Annotated in this window: 18 protein-coding genes; 8 read left to right on the top strand and 10 right to left on the bottom strand. The window is 52.4% G+C overall.

The genetic code is table 11. The annotated features are described in order from the left end of the window. Positions 1-89: 89 nt before the first annotated feature. Complete coding sequence (gene matP, locus SK34_RS15465; RefSeq protein ID WP_003035881.1) at positions 90-542, bottom strand: macrodomain Ter protein MatP; 453 nt, start codon at positions 540-542, stop codon at positions 90-92. Between the two features lie 185 nt (positions 543-727). Here matP and SK34_RS15460 point away from each other — a divergent pair, with 185 nt between their 5' ends. Together SK34_RS15460 and fabA are read left to right on the top strand one after the other, a co-directional pair. Further along, a complete protein-coding gene (locus SK34_RS15460) occupies positions 728-2,488 on the top strand; it encodes an AAA family ATPase (protein ID WP_003035878.1) in 1,761 nt (586 codons plus the stop codon). A gap of 68 nt (positions 2,489-2,556) precedes the next feature. Then, positions 2,557-3,075, top strand: coding sequence for a bifunctional 3-hydroxydecanoyl-ACP dehydratase/trans-2-decenoyl-ACP isomerase (gene fabA / locus SK34_RS15455; RefSeq protein ID WP_048233834.1), 519 nt, complete (start codon positions 2,557-2,559; stop codon positions 3,073-3,075). A 107-nt stretch (positions 3,076-3,182) separates the two neighbouring features. On the opposite strand, the gene rmf is transcribed toward fabA, so the two are convergent. The 6 genes from rmf to rlmKL all read right to left on the bottom strand — a co-directional run bounded on the left by rmf (position 3,183) and on the right by rlmKL (position 11,108). Then, entirely contained in the window at positions 3,183-3,350 is a 168-nt protein-coding gene (rmf, locus tag SK34_RS24015; protein ID WP_003035871.1) for a ribosome modulation factor, read from the bottom strand. Positions 3,351-3,606: 256 nt separating this feature from the next. After that, positions 3,607-4,170, bottom strand: a complete 564-nt coding sequence (gene pqiC, locus SK34_RS15450) for a membrane integrity-associated transporter subunit PqiC (RefSeq protein WP_003035868.1) — start codon at positions 4,168-4,170, stop codon at positions 3,607-3,609. Beyond that, positions 4,167-5,807, bottom strand: a complete 1,641-nt coding sequence (gene pqiB, locus SK34_RS15445; RefSeq protein WP_003836843.1) for an intermembrane transport protein PqiB — start codon at positions 5,805-5,807, stop codon at positions 4,167-4,169. The genes pqiC and pqiB overlap by 4 nt, the downstream gene beginning before the upstream one ends. 4 nt (positions 5,808-5,811) lie before the next feature. Continuing rightward, a complete protein-coding gene (gene pqiA, locus SK34_RS15440; protein WP_003035862.1) occupies positions 5,812-7,065 on the bottom strand; it encodes a membrane integrity-associated transporter subunit PqiA in 1,254 nt (417 codons plus the stop codon). 14 nt (positions 7,066-7,079) lie between these two features. Further along, the gene (locus SK34_RS15435) at positions 7,080-8,987 is read right to left on the bottom strand and encodes an ABC transporter ATP-binding protein (RefSeq protein WP_003836846.1); all 1,908 of its coding nucleotides are present in this window, start codon (positions 8,985-8,987) and stop codon (positions 7,080-7,082) included. Positions 8,988-8,999: 12 nt separating this feature from the next. Further along, entirely contained in the window at positions 9,000-11,108 is a 2,109-nt protein-coding gene (rlmKL, locus tag SK34_RS15430; RefSeq protein ID WP_016149878.1) for a bifunctional 23S rRNA (guanine(2069)-N(7))-methyltransferase RlmK/23S rRNA (guanine(2445)-N(2))-methyltransferase RlmL, read from the bottom strand. Between the two features lie 98 nt (positions 11,109-11,206). On the opposite strand from rlmKL, the gene SK34_RS15425 reads away from it, so the two are divergent. Then, on the top strand, positions 11,207-12,313 hold the full coding sequence (locus tag SK34_RS15425) for a YcbX family protein (protein WP_044700763.1): 1,107 nt from the start codon (positions 11,207-11,209) through the stop codon (positions 12,311-12,313). On the opposite strand, the gene zapC is transcribed toward SK34_RS15425, so the two are convergent. Both zapC and pyrD read right to left on the bottom strand, forming a co-directional pair. Further along, positions 12,310-12,852, bottom strand: a complete 543-nt coding sequence (zapC, locus tag SK34_RS15420; protein ID WP_003035852.1) for a cell division protein ZapC — start codon at positions 12,850-12,852, stop codon at positions 12,310-12,312. The genes SK34_RS15425 and zapC overlap by 4 nt on opposite strands. 165 nt (positions 12,853-13,017) lie before the next feature. Further along, positions 13,018-14,028 (bottom strand): quinone-dependent dihydroorotate dehydrogenase, encoded by a 1,011-nt coding sequence (gene pyrD, locus SK34_RS15415; protein WP_003831973.1) that lies wholly within the window; start codon positions 14,026-14,028, stop codon positions 13,018-13,020. A gap of 367 nt (positions 14,029-14,395) precedes the next feature. Between pyrD and ssuE the strand changes: the two genes are divergently transcribed. The 5 genes from ssuE to ssuB are packed head-to-tail and all read left to right on the top strand — an operon-like array spanning position 14,396 to position 18,646. Further along, complete coding sequence (gene ssuE / locus SK34_RS15410; protein ID WP_016149876.1) at positions 14,396-14,971, top strand: NADPH-dependent FMN reductase; 576 nt, start codon at positions 14,396-14,398, stop codon at positions 14,969-14,971. Continuing rightward, the gene (locus SK34_RS15405; RefSeq protein ID WP_044712507.1) at positions 14,964-15,938 is read left to right on the top strand and encodes a sulfonate ABC transporter substrate-binding protein; all 975 of its coding nucleotides are present in this window, start codon (positions 14,964-14,966) and stop codon (positions 15,936-15,938) included. Before ssuE ends, SK34_RS15405 begins: the two co-directional genes overlap by 8 nt. Beyond that, positions 15,935-17,080, top strand: a complete 1,146-nt coding sequence (gene ssuD, locus SK34_RS15400) for an FMNH2-dependent alkanesulfonate monooxygenase (RefSeq protein ID WP_048219161.1) — start codon at positions 15,935-15,937, stop codon at positions 17,078-17,080. Before SK34_RS15405 ends, ssuD begins: the two co-directional genes overlap by 4 nt. Positions 17,081-17,090: 10 nt before the next feature. After that, entirely contained in the window at positions 17,091-17,882 is a 792-nt protein-coding gene (ssuC, locus tag SK34_RS15395) for an aliphatic sulfonate ABC transporter permease SsuC (RefSeq protein ID WP_048233404.1), read from the top strand. Further along, a complete protein-coding gene (ssuB, locus tag SK34_RS15390) occupies positions 17,879-18,646 on the top strand; it encodes an aliphatic sulfonates ABC transporter ATP-binding protein (RefSeq protein ID WP_003035840.1) in 768 nt (255 codons plus the stop codon). The genes ssuC and ssuB overlap by 4 nt, the downstream gene beginning before the upstream one ends. Positions 18,647-18,717: 71 nt before the next feature. Here the strand turns inward: ssuB and pepN are convergent, their stop codons facing one another. Beyond that, complete coding sequence (gene pepN / locus SK34_RS15385) at positions 18,718-21,330, bottom strand: aminopeptidase N (protein ID WP_048233402.1); 2,613 nt, start codon at positions 21,328-21,330, stop codon at positions 18,718-18,720. Positions 21,331-21,399 lie beyond the last annotated feature (69 nt).

Below are 21,399 nucleotides of genomic sequence, written 5' to 3'. Positions count from 1 at the left end.
TATCGTCTTATAAAAAAACCCCGCGCTATGCGGGGTTTTTTTTCATCTGTTTCCACTCAAAACAAGCCTCTTGTTACACCAGCCAACCGCTAGTCTTTTCCCAGCAACGCCTGTAAATCCTGTTTCAATGTCGACATTTTGTTCGCGTACTTCTCTTTATGCTCTGCGTCTTCAATCAGCTGCACTATAGTTTCAGAAAGCGTTTTTCCGCGCCGCTGCGCAAGACCTGCCAGACGCTGCCAGACCATAAACTCCAGATCGATCGATTTCTTACGCGTATGTTGATGTTCTGCATTAAAGTGCCGCTTACGCCTCGCCCGGATCGTTTGCTTCATACGATTGAGCAGTGCAGGGTTCATGTATTCTTCAATCCAGGCGTTGACCCGAACCGGTTCATTTTCGAGGGTTAGCAACAAATCAACGGCTTCTTTGGCAGCGCTGGCTTCCACATAGCGGGTAATCAACTCCCCCTCGCGATGCTTCTTCACCAGGTACTTCCATTTCCATCCGCTTTCAAGATTTTCAAGTTGTTGATATTTCATTGCGATCTCAATGTTACCGTGTAACTCTTATCAGAATATCAGCTTTTTCGGCATCTGAAGAAAAGAATATCCAGCCTGTGAACTGTCGCGCGTCATCACAACCGTTTCGCGGCGCTTTCCAGGTGTTTAGTGGTGAGGGTTACGGTATAATCTCGTTTTTTACAACAGACTAAAAAACATCAACTTTGACCATTACGAAACTTGCATGGCGTGATCTGGTTCCTGATACCGACAGTTATCAGGAAGTATTTGCACAGCCGCACGTCACTGACGACACCGACACCTTACTTAGTGATACTCAGCCACGTTTACAATTCGCGCTAGAGCAGCTTCTTCAGCACTGGACAACATCCTCGTTCATGTTGGTGAAAGCACCGGAGGAGCTTGAGTATCTCAACCTTATTGCAAAGGCTGCACGTCCCTTGCACACGGATGCAGGAAGCCTGACTGGCGGTCATTACGACATCTCCGGTCACACTATTCGTTATCGTACAGCTGAAAAAGCGGAAGACAATTTTGCGACGTTGACGCAGGTGGTCAGCGCTGACTGGGCCGAAGCTGAACAACTGTTTGGCTGTCTACGTCAGTTCAATGGCGAAATTACGCTGCAGCCAGGTCTGGTACATCAGGCCAATGGGGGTGTGCTGGTTATCTCATTGCGCACGCTGTTGGCCCAACCTCTGTTGTGGATGCGTCTGAAAGCCATTGTCAGCCACGAGCGTTTTGATTGGGTGGCTTTTGATGAGTCTCGCCCGCTGCCTGTCTCTGTTCCGCCTATGCCGCTTAAACTGAAAGTGATTTTGGTGGGTGAGCGTGAATCGCTGGCGGATTTCCAGGACATGGAGCCAGAGTTGGCTGAGCAGGCCATTTACAGCGAGTTTGAAGATAATCTGCAGATCGTGGATGCCGAAACCATGACGCAGTGGTGTCAGTGGGTCACGCATACTGCCATGCGCAATAATTTGCCTTACCCCGCTCCTGATGCCTGGCAGGTTTTGATCCGTGAAGCCGTTCGCTATACCGGTGAACAGGATACATTGCCGCTTAACCCGCTGTGGATCACCAGACAGTTCAAAGAGGTGGCCCCGTTATGCGAGAGCGAAACCTGCAACGCTGAGCAGTTCAGCCTGATGCTGGCTCAGCGCGAATGGCGTGAGGGATTCCTGGCCGAACGCATGCAGGACGAAATTCTGCAAGAGCAGATCCTTATCGAGACAGAAGGCGAGCGTATTGGCCAGATCAACGCCTTGTCGGTGATTGAGTTTCCAGGCCACCCACGCGCATTTGGCGAGCCTTCTCGTATCAGTTGCGTCGTGCATATTGGCGACGGCGAGTTTACTGACATTGAGCGCAAAGCCGAGCTCGGCGGAAATATTCATGCCAAGGGTATGATGATTATGCAGGCGTTCCTGATGTCGGAACTCCAGCTTGAGCAGCAAATCCCCTTCTCTGCCTCGCTGACCTTTGAGCAATCTTACAGCGAAGTGGACGGTGACAGCGCGTCTATGGCAGAACTGTGCGCATTGATCAGCGCCCTCGCCGACGTGCCTGTTAATCAAAGTATCGCCATTACCGGTTCTGTCGATCAGTTTGGTCGGGCGCAACCTGTCGGTGGTCTGAATGAGAAAATTGAAGGTTTCTTCGCCATCTGCCAGCAGCGTGAGCTGACGGGCACGCAGGGCGTTATCATTCCTTCGGCTAACGTCAGACACCTCAGCCTGCATCCCGCGCTGCTGCAGGCCATAGAAGAAGAAAAATTCACTATCTGGGCGGTGGACGACGTAACTGATGCGCTGCCACTGTTGTTAAATCTGGTGTGGGATGGCGAAGGCCAGACAACGCTGATGCAAACCATTCAGGAGCGTATTGCCACGGCTACGCAACAGGAAGGTCGTCACCGTTTTCCATGGCCGCTACGTTGGCTGAACTGGATTATTCCGAACTGATCGGACTTGTTCAGCGTACACGTGTTAGCTATCCTGCGTGCTTCAATAAAATAAGGCTTACAGAGAACATGGTAGATAAACGCGAATCCTATACGAAAGAAGACCTTCTTGCCTCTGGTCGCGGTGAACTGTTTGGCGCAAAAGGGCCACAACTGCCAGCACCAAGCATGCTGATGATGGACCGTGTCATCAAGATGACCGAAACCGGTGGCAACTTTGACAAAGGTTATGTTGAAGCTGAACTGGATATCAACCCAGACCTGTGGTTCTTCGGTTGTCACTTTATCGGCGATCCGGTGATGCCGGGCTGCCTGGGTCTCGACGCCATGTGGCAGCTGGTTGGATTCTATCTCGGCTGGCTGGGCGGCGAAGGTAAAGGCCGTGCGCTGGGCGTAGGTGAAGTTAAATTCACCGGCCAGGTTCTGCCGACTGCGAAGAAAGTCACTTACCGCATTCACTTCAAACGTATCGTTAACCGTCGCCTGATCATGGGCCTGGCTGATGGTGAAGTGCTGGTTGATGATCGTCTGATCTACACCGCAAACGATCTGAAAGTGGGTCTGTTCCAGGACACTTCCGCGTTCTAATCCAGGACTGCGTAGCAGCCAGACATTAACGTTTCTCCGTTTTATCTGGTGTGCAAAAAGGCGAAACCTCCGCTCTGCGGAGGTTTCTTTTATCTAAAGAGACAGAATCAGGCCATTAAAACCCTATCCCCCATGGCTTCTCGCCAGCCTCCCAGCCAGTATGACCTCTGATTCAGCGTCTGATAGGGACACATTTCTTTTGAGCGTCCGGCAATGCCGGCCTGATATCCACGTTGATGTGCCCGTTCCAGGCGATCTCGTTTTTGTCTCTTCATGCCTCGTTTCCCTCATTTTTTGGTCTGGTGGAAAAGAAAACAGTGATTACTAAGTGTGCAATCACACTAAACGAATACCCCTAAACATTAGGCTCGTCAATGCGCAAAATTCACGCCAGTGTCATATTTGTGAGCTAGCCTCTAAATCATTTGTACAAAAATAGTCAGTCAAAACAGCTATCTCCACGGCTAAAAAAATAAAAAAAACCGCCCCGGGCGGTGAGCCAGGGGCGGCATAATTTACAATTATTTAAGCTTATGGGATGCGTTTCAGCTCTTGAGCAATAGCCGTCGCTTCCTGACTCCAGGCGTTAGCAAGAACCTTCACCATCTCATCGTAGCCGTCTTTAGTCTGTACAGCTTCGATGTGGAATGGACGTTTGATCAGTTGTCCCTGATGATTCAGCAACCATTCTCCACTCACGATAACCTTACCATCGTAACGACCGTGGAAGCCGGTTACGGTGACGTTCAGCGTGTCCTGAGTGCTTCCCAGCGGCTGCGAAGCAACAACCCAGCCAGGCAACTGCATGCTGAGGTTAGCAACCAGCGTATTGCGCAATTGCTGATCTAATGGGCTGGCCCAGAGATTATTATTGGCTATAACATATTGCACATCGCTGGTCTGGTAAACCACCCCATTACCGGCCAGATAATCAGGTACCGCAATCTGTTCAACCCACAGCAGACGGTTTCCCTGATTGGCGGAGCTCTGCACACCGCCTTGTGCGATAGGGAGCTGGTAATAGCTTTTATTCTCTCCGCTGGAGCTGCATGACGTCAACCAGACCGCCATCATCACCACTAGCCACTTTTTCATTGTTTCGCCCTCTTCGGCTCTGGATCTTTCTTGTCCTTCGCTTCAAATACCAGCGCATTACTCTTATCGTTCAGCGTTTTCAGTACCGGTTGCAGTTCACGTAGCACCTGATCAAGACGCTGCATATCTGCCACCATCTTGTTGTAGGCCGCAGAACCAGGCTGGAAGCCCTGCATGCTACGATTTAGTTCACGCAGCGTGTTCTGCATATCCGCCGGAAGATCCTGCATCGACTGGCTGGACGTGATCTTGTTCATGTTATCCAGCGTGGTTTGCAGATGCTTCATCGTGCGCTGGCTTTCCGACAGCGTATTGGTTGCCTGCTCAATCATCGGGTTCAGCGGCAGATTATTAATCTTATCCAACGCTTCCATCAGACGCTGTTGGATCTGCGCCAGACCACCGCTCACGGTCGGAATAATTTGATAACCATTAAATTCGCGTACACCAGTAATCGGCGGCTCTTTCGGATAGAAGTCGAGATCGACATAAAGCGCGCCGGTCACCAGGTTCCCGGTTTTGAGCGATGCCCGTAATCCGCGTTTAAGCAATTCCGCCAGATGAGCACCAACATCAGTATCTTCGCCCAGCTGCGCCTTCAGACGTTCTGGTTCGATGCGTACCAGCACCGGAATGCGGTAATCATTGTTGAACACCTGGCGCATATTCGGTGAGAAGAAAGGTACTTTACTCACCGTACCCAAGCGGATGCCACGGAATTCCAGCGGCGCACCAGGCTGCAGGCCACGAATCGAATCTTTAAAGAACATCAGATAATCGATATGATCGGTATACAGTGAATCCTGAATACTTTTTTGATCGTCATAAAGATTAAACGCTGACTGTTGTGCGACCGGCTCGCCCTGCTCTAAACCTTCTGGCACATCAAAACTTACACCACCGCCAAACAGCGTGGAGAGCGAACCCATTTCTACGCGCATACCTGCTGAGGTAAGATCTACGGCGATCCCGCTGTCTTTCCAGAAACGCACATTACTGGTCACCAGACGATCGTTAGGCGCATTAATGAAAAGCTGATAGCTGATCGTACGCTTTTGCGCATCAAATGTGCTGGTTTCAACCGAACCTACACGATAGCCGCGAAAAAGCACCGGATCGCCCGGACTCAACTGACCGGCTTTTTTGCTGTCCAGAATCACACGGATCCCTTTTGCATCTGGCGGGGCCAGTGGCGGTGAATCCAGCAGTTGGTAGTTTTCCAGCTTACTGCCTTTATTGCCAGGCTGCAGTTCAATATAAGCCCCGGACAATAGCGTGCCGAGCCCACTTATACCTTCACGTCCAACCTGCGGCTTCACCACCCAAAAGACAGAATCTTTATGCAGCAGCTTTTCCATTCCGGAGTTAAGACGCGCTTTAATCTCCACATGGGTCAGATCATCCGTCAGGGTTGCGCTCTCAACGATGCCGACGTCCACACTGCGGCTCTTAATCGTCGTTTTGCCCCCTTCAATACCTTCGGCATTGGTGGTAATAAGCGTGACCTGTGGCCCCTGATGACTGTAGTGATAAAACAGAACCCACGCGCCAATGAGTGCAGTGACGATAGGAAATATCCACACGGGCGACCAGTTTTTTACCTTTTGCACTTTGGCTTCCCCACTTTTAGATTCCATGCTGTCAGGACTCCTCATGGCCTGGTTCTGGTTCACGATCCCACGACAGACGCGGATCAAATGTCATCGCAGAAAACATTGTCATAATGACGACTAAAGCAAACATCAAAGCACCCATTGCAGGATAAATGTTCATTAACCCTCCCATGCGCACCAGCGCAGAGAGTACCGCAATCACAAATACGTCGATCATTGACCAGCGACCGACAAATTCCACAACTTCATAAATCAGGTGCATACGTTCACTGTCGCGTTTGCCGTGCCCTTTGGCGTCCCAGCATAGCCAGGCAATGGCGATCATTTTCAACGTCGGCACCATAATACTGGCGATAAAGATAACTGCAGCCACCGGATACGAGCCTTCGCTCCAGATTAAAACCACCCCCTCAAGTATGGTTGACGGCAGCTTTGACCCGAGCAAATCGGTAATCATAATCGGCAGAATATTGGCAGGAAGATAAAGCATGATTGACGTAAACAGTAATGCCAACGTCCATTGCAGACTGTTTTTACGCCGCACATAACCTTTCGTCTGACAACGTGGGCACACCCGTTCATCAGCGGGAAGTATTGCAGTGCAGCAAGAGCAGGAACGCAGTCCCTGTCGAATACCAGGCACGCCAGGTTTTAAGGCCTGCTTTATGACAGGCATTGGCGCAATATCATCCCATAGCCAGCGACGGTCAACGCACTGAAATGCACGCAACTGTAAAACGCAAAAGAAGCACCACGGAATAAAGCTGCTGCCCACGCCGATATCGCCGTAGGCCATCAGCTTAACAAAGCTCACCAGCACGCCGGCGAGGAAGATTTCTGCCATTCCCCAGCTTTTTAACTGAAACAAAATGCGCGCCAGCCATGCTTTAAGCCGCTCGGGCATCTGAACCCGGTTTACCAGTAGCAGGATCGTCAGCAGGCAAAAGGCCGGAACTAGCTGAACGAATAAGATAAAGAAGGTGCCGAGACTGGCGTAATCTTCAGAAAAGAGCACGCTGGGAATTTGCAGCAACGTCACTTCACTACTCACCCCTGCGACGTTCATATTCACAAAGGGAAAGAGGTTTGACAGCAGCAGCATAAATAGTGCGGCTAAAACATAGGCAGTGGGACGCTGCCGGGGCGCGTCCCACTCAACGGTTAACGTAGTGCCACATCGTGGACATGCCGCTTTCTGACCATGCTCAAGGCGAGGTAACGCCACCAGCATGTCACACTGCGAGCACAAAATATGCTTCGCGGCATGGTGATGTTCGCACATAGGTGCTCCTTTAATTATGCGCCATTCTTCAAAGACTCAAGATACTCCCAGCGCTCAAAGGCTTGCTCAAGTTCTTGTTCCGCTTCGTTCAAATTAGCTAACACCTGTTGCGTTTGCTCGTGAGGCTGACTGAAAAACGCGGCGTCAGCAACCTGAGCCTGTAAGGCTTCCAGCTTAGCTTCCAGTTCTTCAAGCAACGCGGGGAGCTGCTCCAGTTCGCGCTGCAGTTTATAGCTTAGTTTGCTGGTGCCGCGTTTGACAATTTCTGCTTTAGGAGCGGCTGGCTCCTCTGTTTTTTTCGCAACTGGCTGCTTAAACGCCACATACTGCGATTGCTGACTGCGCGCATCATGATAACCGCCGACATAACGACCAATTTTACCGCCGCCTTCGAAGATCCAGCATTCGGTCACGGTATTATCGACAAACTGACGGTCGTGGCTCACCAGCAGCACGGTGCCCTGGTAGCTATCAATCAATTCTTCGAGCAGTTCCAGCGTTTCGACGTCAAGATCGTTAGTTGGTTCATCGAGAATCAACAGATTGCTGGGTTTCAGGAACAAACGCGCCAATAACAGGCGATTACGTTCCCCGCCAGAGAGCGCACGTACTGGCGTCATCGCACGTTTCGGATGGAACAGGAAGTCCTGCAGGTACCCCAGCACATGGCGAGGTTTACCGTTAACCATCACCTCTTGCTTACCTTCAGCCAGGTTGTCCATCACGGTTTTATCGGGATCCAGTTCGGCGCGGTGCTGATCGAAATAGGCCACTTCCAGCTTGGTACCGACGTGAATGCGTCCGCTGTCAGCCTGAAGCTGACCTAACATCAACTTCAGCAGCGTTGTTTTGCCGCAGCCGTTAGGTCCGATTAGCGCGATCTTGTCGCTACGCTGCACCTGCGCGGAGAAATCTTTCACCAGCTGCTTTCCGTCAACCTGGTAATCCACATTCTCCATTTCGAAAACAATCTTGCCTGAACGGCTAGCCTCTTCGACTTGCATCTTCGCTGTGCCCATTACTTCGCGACGTTCGCCACGCTCGCGACGCATGGCTTTCAGTGCGCGCACGCGACCTTCGTTACGCGTACGACGCGCTTTGATACCCTGACGGATCCAGACTTCTTCCTGCGCCAACTTGCGGTCAAATTCCGCGTTTTGTAACTCTTCTACGCGCAACGCTTCTTCTTTATCCAGCAGATACTGATCGTAACTCCCCGGATAGGTCACCAGCTTGCCGCGGTCAAGATCGACAATACGCGTCGCCATATTGCGGATAAATGAACGGTCATGGGAAATGAAAATAATTGTCCCATTGAAGGTTTTCAGGAACCCTTCCAGCCAGTCGATGGTTTCAATATCCAGGTGGTTCGTCGGTTCATCCAACAGCAGCACGCGCGGGTTGCTCACTAACGCGCGGCCCAGCGCCGCCTTACGTAGCCAGCCGCCGGAAAGCGATGCCAGCTCCATGTCTGCTTCCAGGCCAAGCTGTTCCAGTACTTCATTAATACGGTTTTCCAGCTGCCACAGATTGTGGTGATCCAGCTGTTCCTGAACCTTCGCCAGTTCCTGGAGGTTTTTATCACTCGGATCGGCGATCACCAGATGCGAGATATCGTGATAACGCTTGAGGTAAACCGCCTGTTCTGCAATCCCTTCGGCGACAAAATCGTAGACGCTACCCTGCACGTTGCGCGGCGGATCCTGCTGCAGACGCGCCACAACCAGATCCTGCTCATAAATAATACGCCCATCGTCAAGACCCTGTTCACGGTTCAGGATCTTCATCAGCGTCGATTTGCCCGCGCCATTACGGCCAACCAGACAGACCCGCTCGTTATCTTCGATATGCAGTTCAGCATTATCAAGAAGCGGCGCATCGCTGAACGACAGCCATGCACCATGCATACTGATTAATGACATTTAATTTTCCTTTCAGGCTGCGGTAATCAGCCAGCAATTGTGGATCTGACGGTTACGGGCAAAGTCCTGAGAAAGCGTTTTTTGGGTGATTTCTTGTGCTTTCAATCCCAGTGCAGCCAAACCGTCGAGATCCATACGGAACCCACGTTTGTTGTTGGAGAACATGATCGTGCCGTCTTTACGCAGCAGACGTTTCAGATCTTTCATCAGCGCCAGATGATCGCGCTGCACATCAAACGAGTCTTCCATACGTTTTGAGTTAGAGAACGTCGGTGGATCGATGAAAATCAGATCAAACTGTTCATTGGCATCACGCAACCAGCCCAGGCAATCGGCCTGAATTAAACGGTGAGCGCGACCGCTCAGGCCGTTCAGACGCAGGTTGCGTTCCGCCCATTCCAGATAGGTACGCGACATATCAACCGTCGTGGTGCTACGCGCACCGCCCAATCCTGCATGTACGCTGGCGCTGCCGGTGTAGGAGAACAGGTTGAGGAAGTCCTTACCTTTACTCATCTGCCCCAGCATACGGCGCGCAATACGGTGATCGAGGAATAAACCCGTATCAAGGTAGTCAGTCAGGTTCACCCACAGGCGCGCGTTGTACTCGCTTACCTCAATGAATTCACCCTTCTCATTCATCTTCTGATACTGATTCTTGCCTTTCTGGCGTTCACGGGTTTTCAGCACCAGTTTATTGGGCGCGATTTCCAGTACTGACAGCGTTGCGGCAATAATGTCAAACAGGCGTTGGCGCGCTTTTTGCGCATCAACTGTCTTCGGTGGGGCATATTCCTGAACCACGACCCACTCACCGTAACGATCCACAGCAACGTTGTATTCCGGCAGATCAGCGTCATACAGGCGATAACATTCAATGCCTTCCTGGCGCGCCCATTTTTCCAGTTTCTTGATGTTCTTGCGCAGGCGGTTAGCATAATCTTCCGCGACCGTGGCAGGCTTGCTGTCCGCGGTGGTCTCTGCAACGTGATAGTTTTTCTGCACACAATCCAGCGGGCCGTTTTTCGCCTTGAACTGCTTGTCGGCACGTAATTGCAGGCTGCTGAGCAGATCCGGAGAGGCGCTGAACAGCGACAAATTCCAGCCGCCAAACTGGTTTTTCATCGTACGGCCCAGCAGGCTGTGCAGGGCAATCAGCGCCGGTTCGCTATCCAGACGTTCGCCGTAAGGCGGGTTACTGATAACCGTCCCATACGGTCCTTTCGGCAACGGATTGCTCAGTTTGGCGACATCTTTAACGTCAAACGTCATCAGATCGGCAATACCGGCACGGCGAGCGTTACTGCGCGCTTTTTCGATCACGCGCGCATCGCTGTCGGATCCATAAAAATGCGAGGTATAGTCAGCCAGTCCCTTACGCGCACGCACCTGCGCTTCGGCTTTAACTTCTTGCCAGACGGCTTCGTCGTGCTGCGCCCAACCGCTGAAGCCCCAGTACCCGCGGTGCAGGCCCGGCGCGCGATCGGTTGCCCACATCGCCGCTTCAATCAGCAGTGTGCCGGAACCACACATCGGATCGAGTAACGGGGTTCCCGGCTGCCAGCCAGAACGCATAACAATAGCGGCGGCCAGCGTTTCTTTAATCGGTGCCTGACCCGCGCGATCGCGATAGCCACGCTGGTGCAAACCATCACCGCTCAGATCAAGCGCAATGCTGGCGGTATCTTTGTTCAACCAGACGTTGATGCGCAGATCCGGAGATTCACGATCCACATTCGGACGCGGCATATTTTTACGGGTAAATGCATCGACAATCGCATCCTTGACCTTTAGCGCGCCGTACTGGCTGTTACGAATGGTTTCGTTCAGGCCGCTAAAATGAACGGCAAACGTAGCACCAGGGTTAAATATCTCTGTCCAGTCGATTGCCTGAACGCCGAGGTACAGATCAAGATCGCTGTAGACCTTGCACTCTCCCATCGGCAGGATAATGCGCGAGGCCAGGCGACTCCACATCAGGCTCTGGTAAACAAGCCGCGTGTCGCCCTTAAAATGGACCCCACCCTGAACGACCTGACACTCCAGCGCGCCGAGGTTTTCCAGTTCAGTTTTTAACAGCTCTTCCAGCCCGCGGGCCGTACTGGCAAACAGAGAATTCATAATGTCACTTTTACTCCGAGAAAATTGCTGCGCATTATAGCTAATATGGGCTGTATGTCATAAAGTTGAAGGCTTATTTTCATTCGAGGGGCTGTACAGTGGTCACGTTAACCCGACTTTTTATTCATCCGGTTAAATCAATGCGCGGCATTGGGCTCACGCATGCCCTGGCCGACGTCAGCGGTCTCGCCTTTGACCGTATATTTATGATCACTGAACCTGACGGAACGTTCATAACCGCCCGCCAGTTCCCACAAATGGTCCGTTTTACGCCTTCCCCATTCCACGATGGGCTGCATCTTACGGCTCCAGACGGCAGCAGTGCGCTCGTACGATTTGCCGACTTCGCCACCCAGGATGCGCCAACTGAAGTATGGGGGAATCATTTTACCGCGCGCATTGCGCCAGTGGCTATTAACCAGTGGCTTAGCAGTTTTTTCTCCCGTGACGTGCAGTTACGCTGGGTCGGTCCGCAGCTGACGCGCCGTGTAAAACGACATGTTGATGTTCCTTTATCCTTCGCTGATGGTTATCCCTATCTGCTGGCCAACGAAGCATCCCTGCGCGATGTGCAACAGCGCTGTCCGGCAAGCGTCAAAATGGAACAGTTTCGCCCCAATCTGGTGGTTTCAGGAGCTGGCGCCTGGGAAGAAGATACCTGGAAAGTGATTCGTATTGGCGACGTCATTTTTGATGTTGCAAAACCCTGTAGCCGCTGTATTTTCACTACAGTTAGCCCGGAAAAAGGCCAGAAACATCCATCCGGCGAACCGCTCGCAACACTGCAAACCTTCCGTACTGCGGTAGATAACGGCGATGTCGATTTCGGCCAGAATCTTATCGCACGCAACAGTGGCGTTATTCGCGTCGGCGATGAGGTAGAGATTTTGGCAACCGGCCCCGCCAGGGCGTACGGCGCAGCGGAATCAGACGACACTGCACCCGAACAACAACCTGATGCCACGGTGCTTATTGACTGGCAGGGACAGACCTTTCGCGGAAATAATCAGCAGGTATTGCTTGAGCAGCTGGAAAACCAGGGTATCCGGGTTCCCTATTCATGCCGGGCAGGCATTTGCGGATGCTGTCGAATTCGACTGGTAGATGGCGAAGTTAGCCCGTTGAAGAAATCAGCGATAGGGGACGACGGAACGATTCTGTGCTGCAGCTGTATTCCCAAAACGGCAATCAGGCTGGAGAGCTAAACCGCCTGCTCAAGGCTGAAACTGTCAACTACTGCTTGCGGTTTCAGTCTGTCATTCATTATTTTAATCGCATCGCCAAGCTGCATCGTACGCCCGGCGATAACCACACCAGGTTGCGCAAGCAGACAAAGCGCGGCGTTTTCACCCGGCTCAACCACTAACAGGTTTACCTGTTCATCGGTATCGCTTAAATCAACACAGGCAGCGTCACCCACGACCGGCGACCAGTTAATACCGTGTGCAACAAAGTGCCAGCTTTTCGGCATTTGCGGTTTGAGATAACGAATCGCCACCAGCGCATTGAGCACCAGTTCCGCTTTTTGTTCTTTGGCTAAATCCAGGTAGCGACATTTTTCTTCAAAGGAAAAATAAAGCGCGGCGTCATCAACACAAAAACCTGACGGAGAAAATGCATCAGGAGTGAGCATTTTACGAGCAAAACGCGAACGGAATAACATGCCATTGGCTAAATCGAGCATCATACGATCGTGCTCTTCATCATAATACCAGCGCCAGTTATCGTCGGGTTTAATTCGCATCAGTTTCTCTCCTTTCCTTAATCATCACCGTTACGACAGTATCCTTTTGCCGCTTCGTTTATTGCCCTAATAATAAAAGCTCAGAATGTTTAAATAAGCAACAGTAAAGGAATATAAAACAACCAGGGCTAGAAATAAAGCCCTGGTTTGTGATTAAGGTAGCATTCAGATATTGCTGACGATTTCTTTTATCAACGGCGGACCTTTAAAAATAAAGCCCGAATAAATCTGTACGAGGGTTGCACCAGCAGCTATTTTCTCACGTGCAGCAATCACCGAATCGATACCACCAACACCAATAATCGGCAGCTGGCCTTTTAATTCCTGAGACAACTGGCGAATAATTTCTGTACTTTTTAATTGTAATGGTCGACCGCTCAGGCCACCCATTTGATCGCAATTTTTCATTCCTTGAACGAGAGAACGATCGAGCGTGGTGTTAGTCGCAATTACGCCATCAATATTATGACGAACTAAACTGTCAGCAACCTGGATCAGTTCTTCCACAGAAAGATCCGGCGCGATCTTTACCGCCACTGGAACATATTTATGGTGGATCGCTTGCAGATCATTTTGCTTATTTTTAATTGCCGTCAGGAGATCGTCTAGCGCCTCGCCGTATTGCAGCGTACGTAATCCCGGCGTATTCGGTGAAGAGATATTAATCGCGATATAACCCGCATAAGCATAGACTTTTTCCATACAAATCAGATAGTCATCTTTGCCGTTCTCTACTGGGGTATCTTTATTCTTACCAATATTAATCCCCAGAATACCGTCAAAATGAGATTTTTTAACGTTCTCAACCAGGTTATCAACCCCGTGGTTATTAAACCCCATACGGTTGATCAAACCTTCTGCATCGACCAGACGGAACAGACGCGGTTTATCGTTACCCGGCTGAGGGCGTGGCGTCACGGTACCAATCTCAATGGAACCAAATCCCATCGCGCCGAGCGCATCAATGCACTCCCCGTCTTTATCCAGTCCGGCAGCAAGCCCGAGCGGATTTTTAAACGTCAACCCCATACAGGTAACCGGTTTTGCCGGTACTTTCTGGCGCACAAGCGCTTCAAGCGGTGTGCCGGTAATGCGACGTAATTGCTGGAATGTCAATTCATGAGCGCGCTCTGGATCGAGCTGAAAAAGGGCTTTACGAACGAAGGGGTAGTACATGAACTCTCCTGGATTCCCGGTGTGCAAACCGGGGGCGTATTATGTGCGATCGCGAGCAAAAAGGGAATTGACCTGCGGCAATAAATAGCAATCGTTTTCCTCGCCCCTGCTTTTTACACCCTAAATAATTCGAGTTGCAGGAAGGCGGTGACGCAGCAAATCCCCAGGAACGTACACCAGTACGTGACTGGGGTGAGCGAGGAAAGCCAACGCACATGCAACTTGAAGTATGACAGGTATATTTATTTTTCGACTTTTCTATCCCGTATAAATCATTTCGATAAACAAAATCTCTCTGCCAGACTGCATAAATTGTTATCAATGTTAAGCAAAAGCAAACAATTAGTTATAAGGGGAGATTAAAATTATGCGCGTCATTACTCTGGCGGGAAGCCCACGCTTTCCCTCTCGCTCCAGCGCGTTACTGGAATATGCTCGAGAAAAACTAAACGGTCAGGATGTGGAAGTTTTTCACTGGAATCTGCACAACTTTGCCCCAGAAGACCTGATCTATGCCCGTTTCGACAGTCCGGCGCTGAAGACATTTAGCGAACAATTGCAGGATGCAGACGGGCTGATTGTCGCCACGCCGGTCTACAAAGCCGCTTACTCTGGCGCCCTGAAAACCCTGCTCGATCTGCTCCCCGAGCGAGCGCTGGAAGGGAAAGTAGTTTTGCCGTTGGCTACCGGCGGCAGCGTGGCGCATTTGCTTGCCGTCGATTACGCGCTGAAACCGGTACTGAGCGCATTAAAGGCCCAGGAGATCCTGCACGGTGTGTTTGCCGATGATTCGCAGGTAATTGATTATCAACATAAACCTCAGTTTACGCCTAACCTTCAGCAGCGTCTGGACAGTGCGCTTGATACCTTCTGGCTGGCGTTGCATCGTCGCGACGTCCAACTTCCTCAACTGAACACCCTGCGAGGTGCCGCCCATGCTTGATCTTCTCAAGCGTCACACGTCATGGCTGGCACTGAGTGGGTTGTTGTCGCTGTCAACTCTGGGGCATGCCGCAGAATCGGCCCCCGATGCCTTGCGTATTGGTTACCAGAAAGGAAGCGTCAGTATGGTGCTGGCCAAAAGCCATCAGCTACTGGAGAAACGCTACCCGCAGACCAAAATCTCGTGGATTGAATTCCCGGCTGGGCCGCAAATGCTGGAAGCGCTCAACATCGGCAGTATCGATCTCGGCAGCACCGGTGATATTCCGCCAATTTTTGCCCAGGCCGCCGGGGCCGATCTGGTTTACGTGGGCGTCGAGCCGCCCAAGCCGAAAGCCGAAGTGATTCTGGTGCCGAAAAATAGCCCGATCCAGAGCGTCGCGCAGCTTAAAGGACATAAAGTCGCTTTCCAGAAAGGGTCCAGCGCCCACAATTTACTGCTCCGGGCGCTGCAGCAGGCCGGACTGAAATTTACCGATATTCAACCGACCTATCTGACTCCCGCCGACGCGCGAGCAGCCTTTCAGCAAGGAAACGTTGACGCATGGGCTATCTGGGACCCCTATTATTCCGCCGCGTTACTGCAAGGTGATGTACGCGTGCTAAAAGACGGCTCAGACCTCAAGCAAACCGGTTCGTTTTATCTCGCCGCCCGTCCCTATGCCGAGAAAAATGGCGCATTTGTTCTTGGCGTACTGGATACCTTTAGCCAGGCCGATGCGTTAACCCTCAGCCAGCGCCAGCAAAGTATTACCCTGCTGGCCAAAACCATGGGACTGCCAGAACCGGTGATTGCGTCTTATCTGGATCACCGTCCGCCAACCACCATTGTGCCAGTCAACGCCTCTGTTGCAGCCCTGCAACAACAAACCGCCGATCTGTTTTATGACAACCGTCTGGTGCCGAAAAAAATCGATATTCGCCAGCGTATCTGGCAACCCACTCAGCAGGCAGGAGAAAAATTATGAGTCTGAACATGTTTTGGTTTTTACCCACCCATGGTGACGGTCATTATCTTGGAACGGAAGAAGGTTCGCGCCCTGTCGATCACGGTTATCTGCAACAAATCGCGCAAACGGCCGATCGTCTTGGGTTTACCGGCGTTCTGATCCCAACTGGTCGCTCTTGCGAAGATGCCTGGCTGGTCGCCGCCTCGATGATCCCGGTCACCCAGCGATTAAAGTTTCTGGTCGCGCTGCGTCCAAGCGTTACCTCGCCAACGGTTGCCGCACGTCAGGCTGCAACGCTCGACAGACTCTCAAATGGCCGGGCGTTATTTAACCTGGTGACCGGCAGCGATCCACAGGAGCTGGCAGGCGACGGCGTGTTCCTCGATCACACCGAGCGCTATGAAGCCTCTGCTGAATTTACTCAGGTCTGGCGGCGCTTGCTGCAAGGTGAAACGGTGGATTTCAACGGCAAACATATTCACGTCCGCGGCGCGAAGCTGTTTTTCCCTCCCGTACAACAACCCCGACCACCGCTTTATTTCGGCGGCTCGTCTGATGTCGCACAAGATCTTGCTGCAGAACAGGTTGATCTCTACCTGACCTGGGGCGAGCCGCCCGAACAGGTGAAAGCGAAGATTGAACAGGTGCGGGCCAAAGCAGCGGCGCTCGGGCGTAAGATTCGCTTCGGTATTCGTCTGCATGTGATCGTACGAGAGACAACGCACGAGGCATGGCAGGCAGCGGATCGTCTGATAGCCCATCTGGATGACGACACCATCGCCAAAGCCCAGGCCGCCTTCTCAAAAACGGATTCGGTTGGTCAGCAGCGAATGGCTGCACTGCACAACGGTAAACGCGACAAACTGGAAATTAGCCCGAACCTGTGGGCAGGGGTAGGACTGGTACGCGGTGGCGCAGGGACCGCACTGGTTGGAGACGGTCCTACGGTCGCAGCACGTATTAACGAGTATGCCGCGCTGGGAATCGACAGCTTTGTGCTGTCCGGCTATCCGCATCTGGAAGAAGCGTACAAGGTTGGTGAGCTGCTGTTCCCGCATCTGGATGTCGCGATACCAGAAATTCCGCAACCGCAGCGCCTGCAACAGCAAGGCGAAGCGGTTGCAAACGAATTCATCCCGCGCAAAGTCGCTCAAAGCTAAGGAGCGGCTAATGGCAACGACGAAAAACAGATGGTTATTGCGCCTCGCGCCCTGGTTTTTACCGGTAGGTCTGGTGGCGCTCTGGCAGCTCGCATCATCAATGGGCTGGCTGTCCAACCGCATACTGCCCTCTCCGGAGGGTGTTATCGAAGCCTTCTGGACGCTTTCCACCAGCGGCGAGCTTTGGCAGCATCTGGCCATCAGTTCCTGGCGCGCGCTGATCGGATTCTCCATCGGTGGATCGATTGGCCTGACGCTGGGACTGATCAGCGGTCTTTCGCGTTGGGGAGAACGCCTGCTGGATACCTCGGTGCAGATGCTGCGTAACGTACCGCATCTGGCGCTGATCCCGCTGGTGATTTTGTGGTTCGGCATTGATGAATCCGCCAAGATCTTTCTCGTTGCGTTGGGCACGCTGTTCCCGATTTACATCAACACCTGGCATGGGATCCGTAATATCGATCGTGGGCTGGTAGAGATGGCGCGCAGCTATGGGTTGTCCGGCTTTTCACTGTTTGTTCATGTCATCCTCCCTGGCGCCCTGCCCTCAATTATGGTCGGCGTGCGTTTCGCTCTCGGGCTGATGTGGCTGACGCTTATCGTCGCAGAAACCATTTCAGCCAATGCCGGTATTGGCTACCTGGCGATGAACGCCCGCGAATTTCTGCAAACCGATGTGGTCGTGGTGGCCATTATTCTCTACGCCTTACTCGGCAAACTTGCCGACGTCAGCGCCCAATTGCTGGAGCGAGTCTGGCTGCGCTGGCACCCGGCTTACCATATAAAGGAGGCTACCGTATGAATACCGCTCGCTTGAACCAGGGTACGCCGCTGTTGCTGAGCGCCGTGACAAAACAATACGCCGCTAATACGGTGCTCAATCAGTTAGATTTGCATATACAGGCCGGGCAGTTCGTTGCCGTGGTTGGCCGCAGCGGTGGTGGTAAAAGCACGTTGCTGCGTCTGCTGGCAGGGTTGGAGTCGCCCACCTCAGGCGCATTACTTGCCGGAACCACCCCACTGGCGGAAATTCAGGATGATACGCGTATGATGTTTCAGGATGCGCGTCTGCTACCATGGAAGACGGTTATCGATAACGTCGGTCTGGGTCTGAAAGGTCACTGGCACAATGCGGCCCGAGATGCGCTGGCCGCCGTTGGACTGGAGAATCGTGCTCAGGAGTGGCCCGCAGCGCTTTCTGGCGGACAAAAACAGCGCGTGGCCCTGGCCCGGGCATTAATTCATCGCCCTGGTCTGCTGCTGCTGGATGAACCCCTCGGCGCACTGGATGCCTTAACCCGCCTTGAAATGCAGGAGCTGATCGTCTCTTTATGGCAAGAGCACGGCTTTACCGTACTGTTGGTCACCCATGACGTCAGCGAAGCGGTAGCAATGGCCGATCGCGTTTTGCTGATTGAGGACGGAAAAATCGGGCTGGATTTAACGGTGGATATTGCACGACCTCGCCGGATTGGTTCCGTGCGTTTGACAGAACTGGAAGCCGAGGTGTTGAACCGGGTGATGCAGCGTGGCGACAATGAAGTTCAGCTACGCAAGCAAGGTTAAAAATGCCGGATGGCGCTACCGCTTATCCGGCCTACGCGTGAATGGTAGGCCGGACCCATCCGGCAATATTATCAGGCTAACGCTTTAGAGATCTTTTCGAACAGATCGCCTGACAGATTCTCCAGACCTTTCAGCTGTTCCAGCGCCGCACGCATCTTCGCCTGACGTTTTGCATCATAACGTTTTAAGCGAATCAGCGGCTCAATCAGGCGTGACGCCACCTGCGGGTTACGGCTGTTGAGCTCAGTCAGCATGTCAACCAGGAACTGATAACCGCTACCATCTTCCGCATGGAATGCTGCCGGGTTGCTGCCCGCGAAGGCACCGATCAGAGAACGGATGCGGTTTGGGTTACTCATGCTAAAAGAGCGATGCTTCAACAGGCCGCGTACCGTTTCCAGTACGTTTCTAGCCGGGCTGGTGGATTGCAGGATAAACCATTTATCCATCACCAGACCGTCATGGTGCCACTTATTGTCATACTCCTGCATCAACGCGTCACGACAAGGAAGCTGCGCAGCGACTGCCGCGGATAGCGCCGCCAGCGCATCGGTCATATTGTTCGCTTCACGGTACTGCTTGCTTACCAGCGTGTCAGCCAGATGGGTTTCGCCAAAGGCCAGGAATCGCAGGCAGGCGTTACGCAGCGTACGCTTGCCAATATCGGCATGCTCAACGCGGTACTCATCAAGATGATTAGCGTTATAGATGGCGAGGAATTCATCCGCCAGCTCGGCCGCCAACGTGCGGGTTAACGCTTCGCGTACTTCGGTTATCGCCACCGGATCAATGATGTCGAACAGTTCGGCAATTTCATTTACTGAAGGCAGCGTCAGGATCTCTGCCGCCAGCGCCGGATCGATTTTCTCATCCAGCAAAACTGCGCGGAATGCATCGGCCACGTGTACCGGCAGCGACAGCGGCTGTCCCTGCTGATGGCGGGCAACGTTGAGCTTAATGTAGGTCGCCAGCAGGCTTTGCGCCGCGTCCCAACGAGAGAAATCATTACGCGCGTGACGCATCAGGAAAGTCAGTTGCTGATCGCTCCATTTATATTCCAGTTTTACCGGCGCGGAGAATTCGCACAGCAGCGCCGGAACCGGCTGGAAGTAGACGTTATCAAAGACAAACGTCTGCTCTGCCTGGGTGACGTTGAGTACGGAATTCACCGGGTGCCCGCCTTTTTGTAGCGGGATCACTTTCCCTTCGTTGTCATACAACTCGAGAGCGAATGGAATATGCAGCGGTTGTTTTTCAGCCTGATCCGGCGTGGCCGGCGTGCGCTGGCTAATGGTCAGCGTGTACTGTTCAGTTGATGGGTTATAGTCATCACGCACGGTCAGAATCGGCGTACCGGACTGACTGTACCAGCGGCGGAAATGGGAGAGATCAACGTTAGACGCATCTTCCATCGCCTGCACAAAATCATCACAGGTTGCAGCGCTACCGTCGTGACGCTCAAAGTACAGTTGCATCCCTTTCTGGAAGTTAGCCTCACCCAACAGGGTGTGGATCATACGAATCACTTCCGCACCCTTCTCGTACACGGTCAGGGTATAGAAGTTGTTCATTTCGATGACCATATCCGGGCGGATAGGATGCGCCATCGGGCTGGCGTCCTCAGCAAACTGCAGGCCGCGCATGGTACGCACATTGCTGATGCGGTTTACCGCACGTGAGCCGAGATCGGAACTGAACTCCTGATCGCGGAACACAGTTAAACCCTCTTTCAGGCTCAGCTGGAACCAGTCGCGACAGGTCACGCGGTTGCCGGTCCAGTTATGGAAATATTCGTGACCGATAACGCGCTCAATATCGAGGTAATCTTTGTCGGTGGCGGTATCGGTACGCGCCAGCACGTATTTGGAGTTAAAGATGTTCAGACCTTTATTCTCCATCGCGCCCATGTTGAAGAAATCCACAGCGACAATCATATAGATGTCGAGGTCATACTCGAGGCCAAAGCGCTCTTCATCCCATTTCATGGAGTTTTTCAGCGAGGTCATCGCCCATGGCGCGCGGTCCAGGTTACCGCGATCGACGTACAGTTCCAGTGCCACTTCACGCCCTGAGCGGGTAGTAAAAGTATCGCGCAGGACGTCAAAATCACCGGCTACCAGCGCAAATAAATAGCACGGTTTCGGGAATGGATCCTGCCACTGTACCCAGTGACGACCATTTTCCAGTTCACCCTGCGCCACGCGGTTACCGTTGGAGAGCAGGAACGGATATTGCGTTTTATCGGCGATTATTTTGGTAGTAAAACGCGCCAGCACGTCCGGGCGATCAAGATACCAGGTAATATGGCGGAAACCTTCTGCTTCGCACTGAGTACACAGCGCATCGCCTGACTTGTACAGCCCTTCCAGCGCGGTATTCGCCGCTGGGCTAATTTCATTCACGATACGCAGCGTAAAACGTTCCGGCAGTTGATTGATGACCAGAGCGCCCTCTTCTTCTTTATACTCTGTCCACAGCTCGTCGTTTACGTGGATCGACACCAGGGTCAGATCTTCGCCATTCAGGCGCAGGGGCGCGTCGGACGCGCCATGACGGACAGCCTGGCTCACTGCGGTGACCACGGTTTTTTCAGCATCCAGGTCAAAGGTCAAATCAATATCAGTAATCTGGTAATCCGGCGCACGATAGTCGTGACGGTATTTGGCTTGTGGCTGTTGTGTCATAAAAAAACCTTTAGCATCTTTAATAGAGTCTCGGCTTCAGTCTATTCCTGTTGCGTAAATCGCGCTACG

Source organism: Citrobacter sp. MGH104 (assembly GCF_001034485.1).
Taxonomy (GTDB): domain Bacteria; phylum Pseudomonadota; class Gammaproteobacteria; order Enterobacterales; family Enterobacteriaceae; genus Citrobacter; species Citrobacter freundii.
The sequence above is the reverse complement of the archived record's forward strand: the minus strand, read 5'-3'. Positions and strand labels throughout refer to the sequence as shown.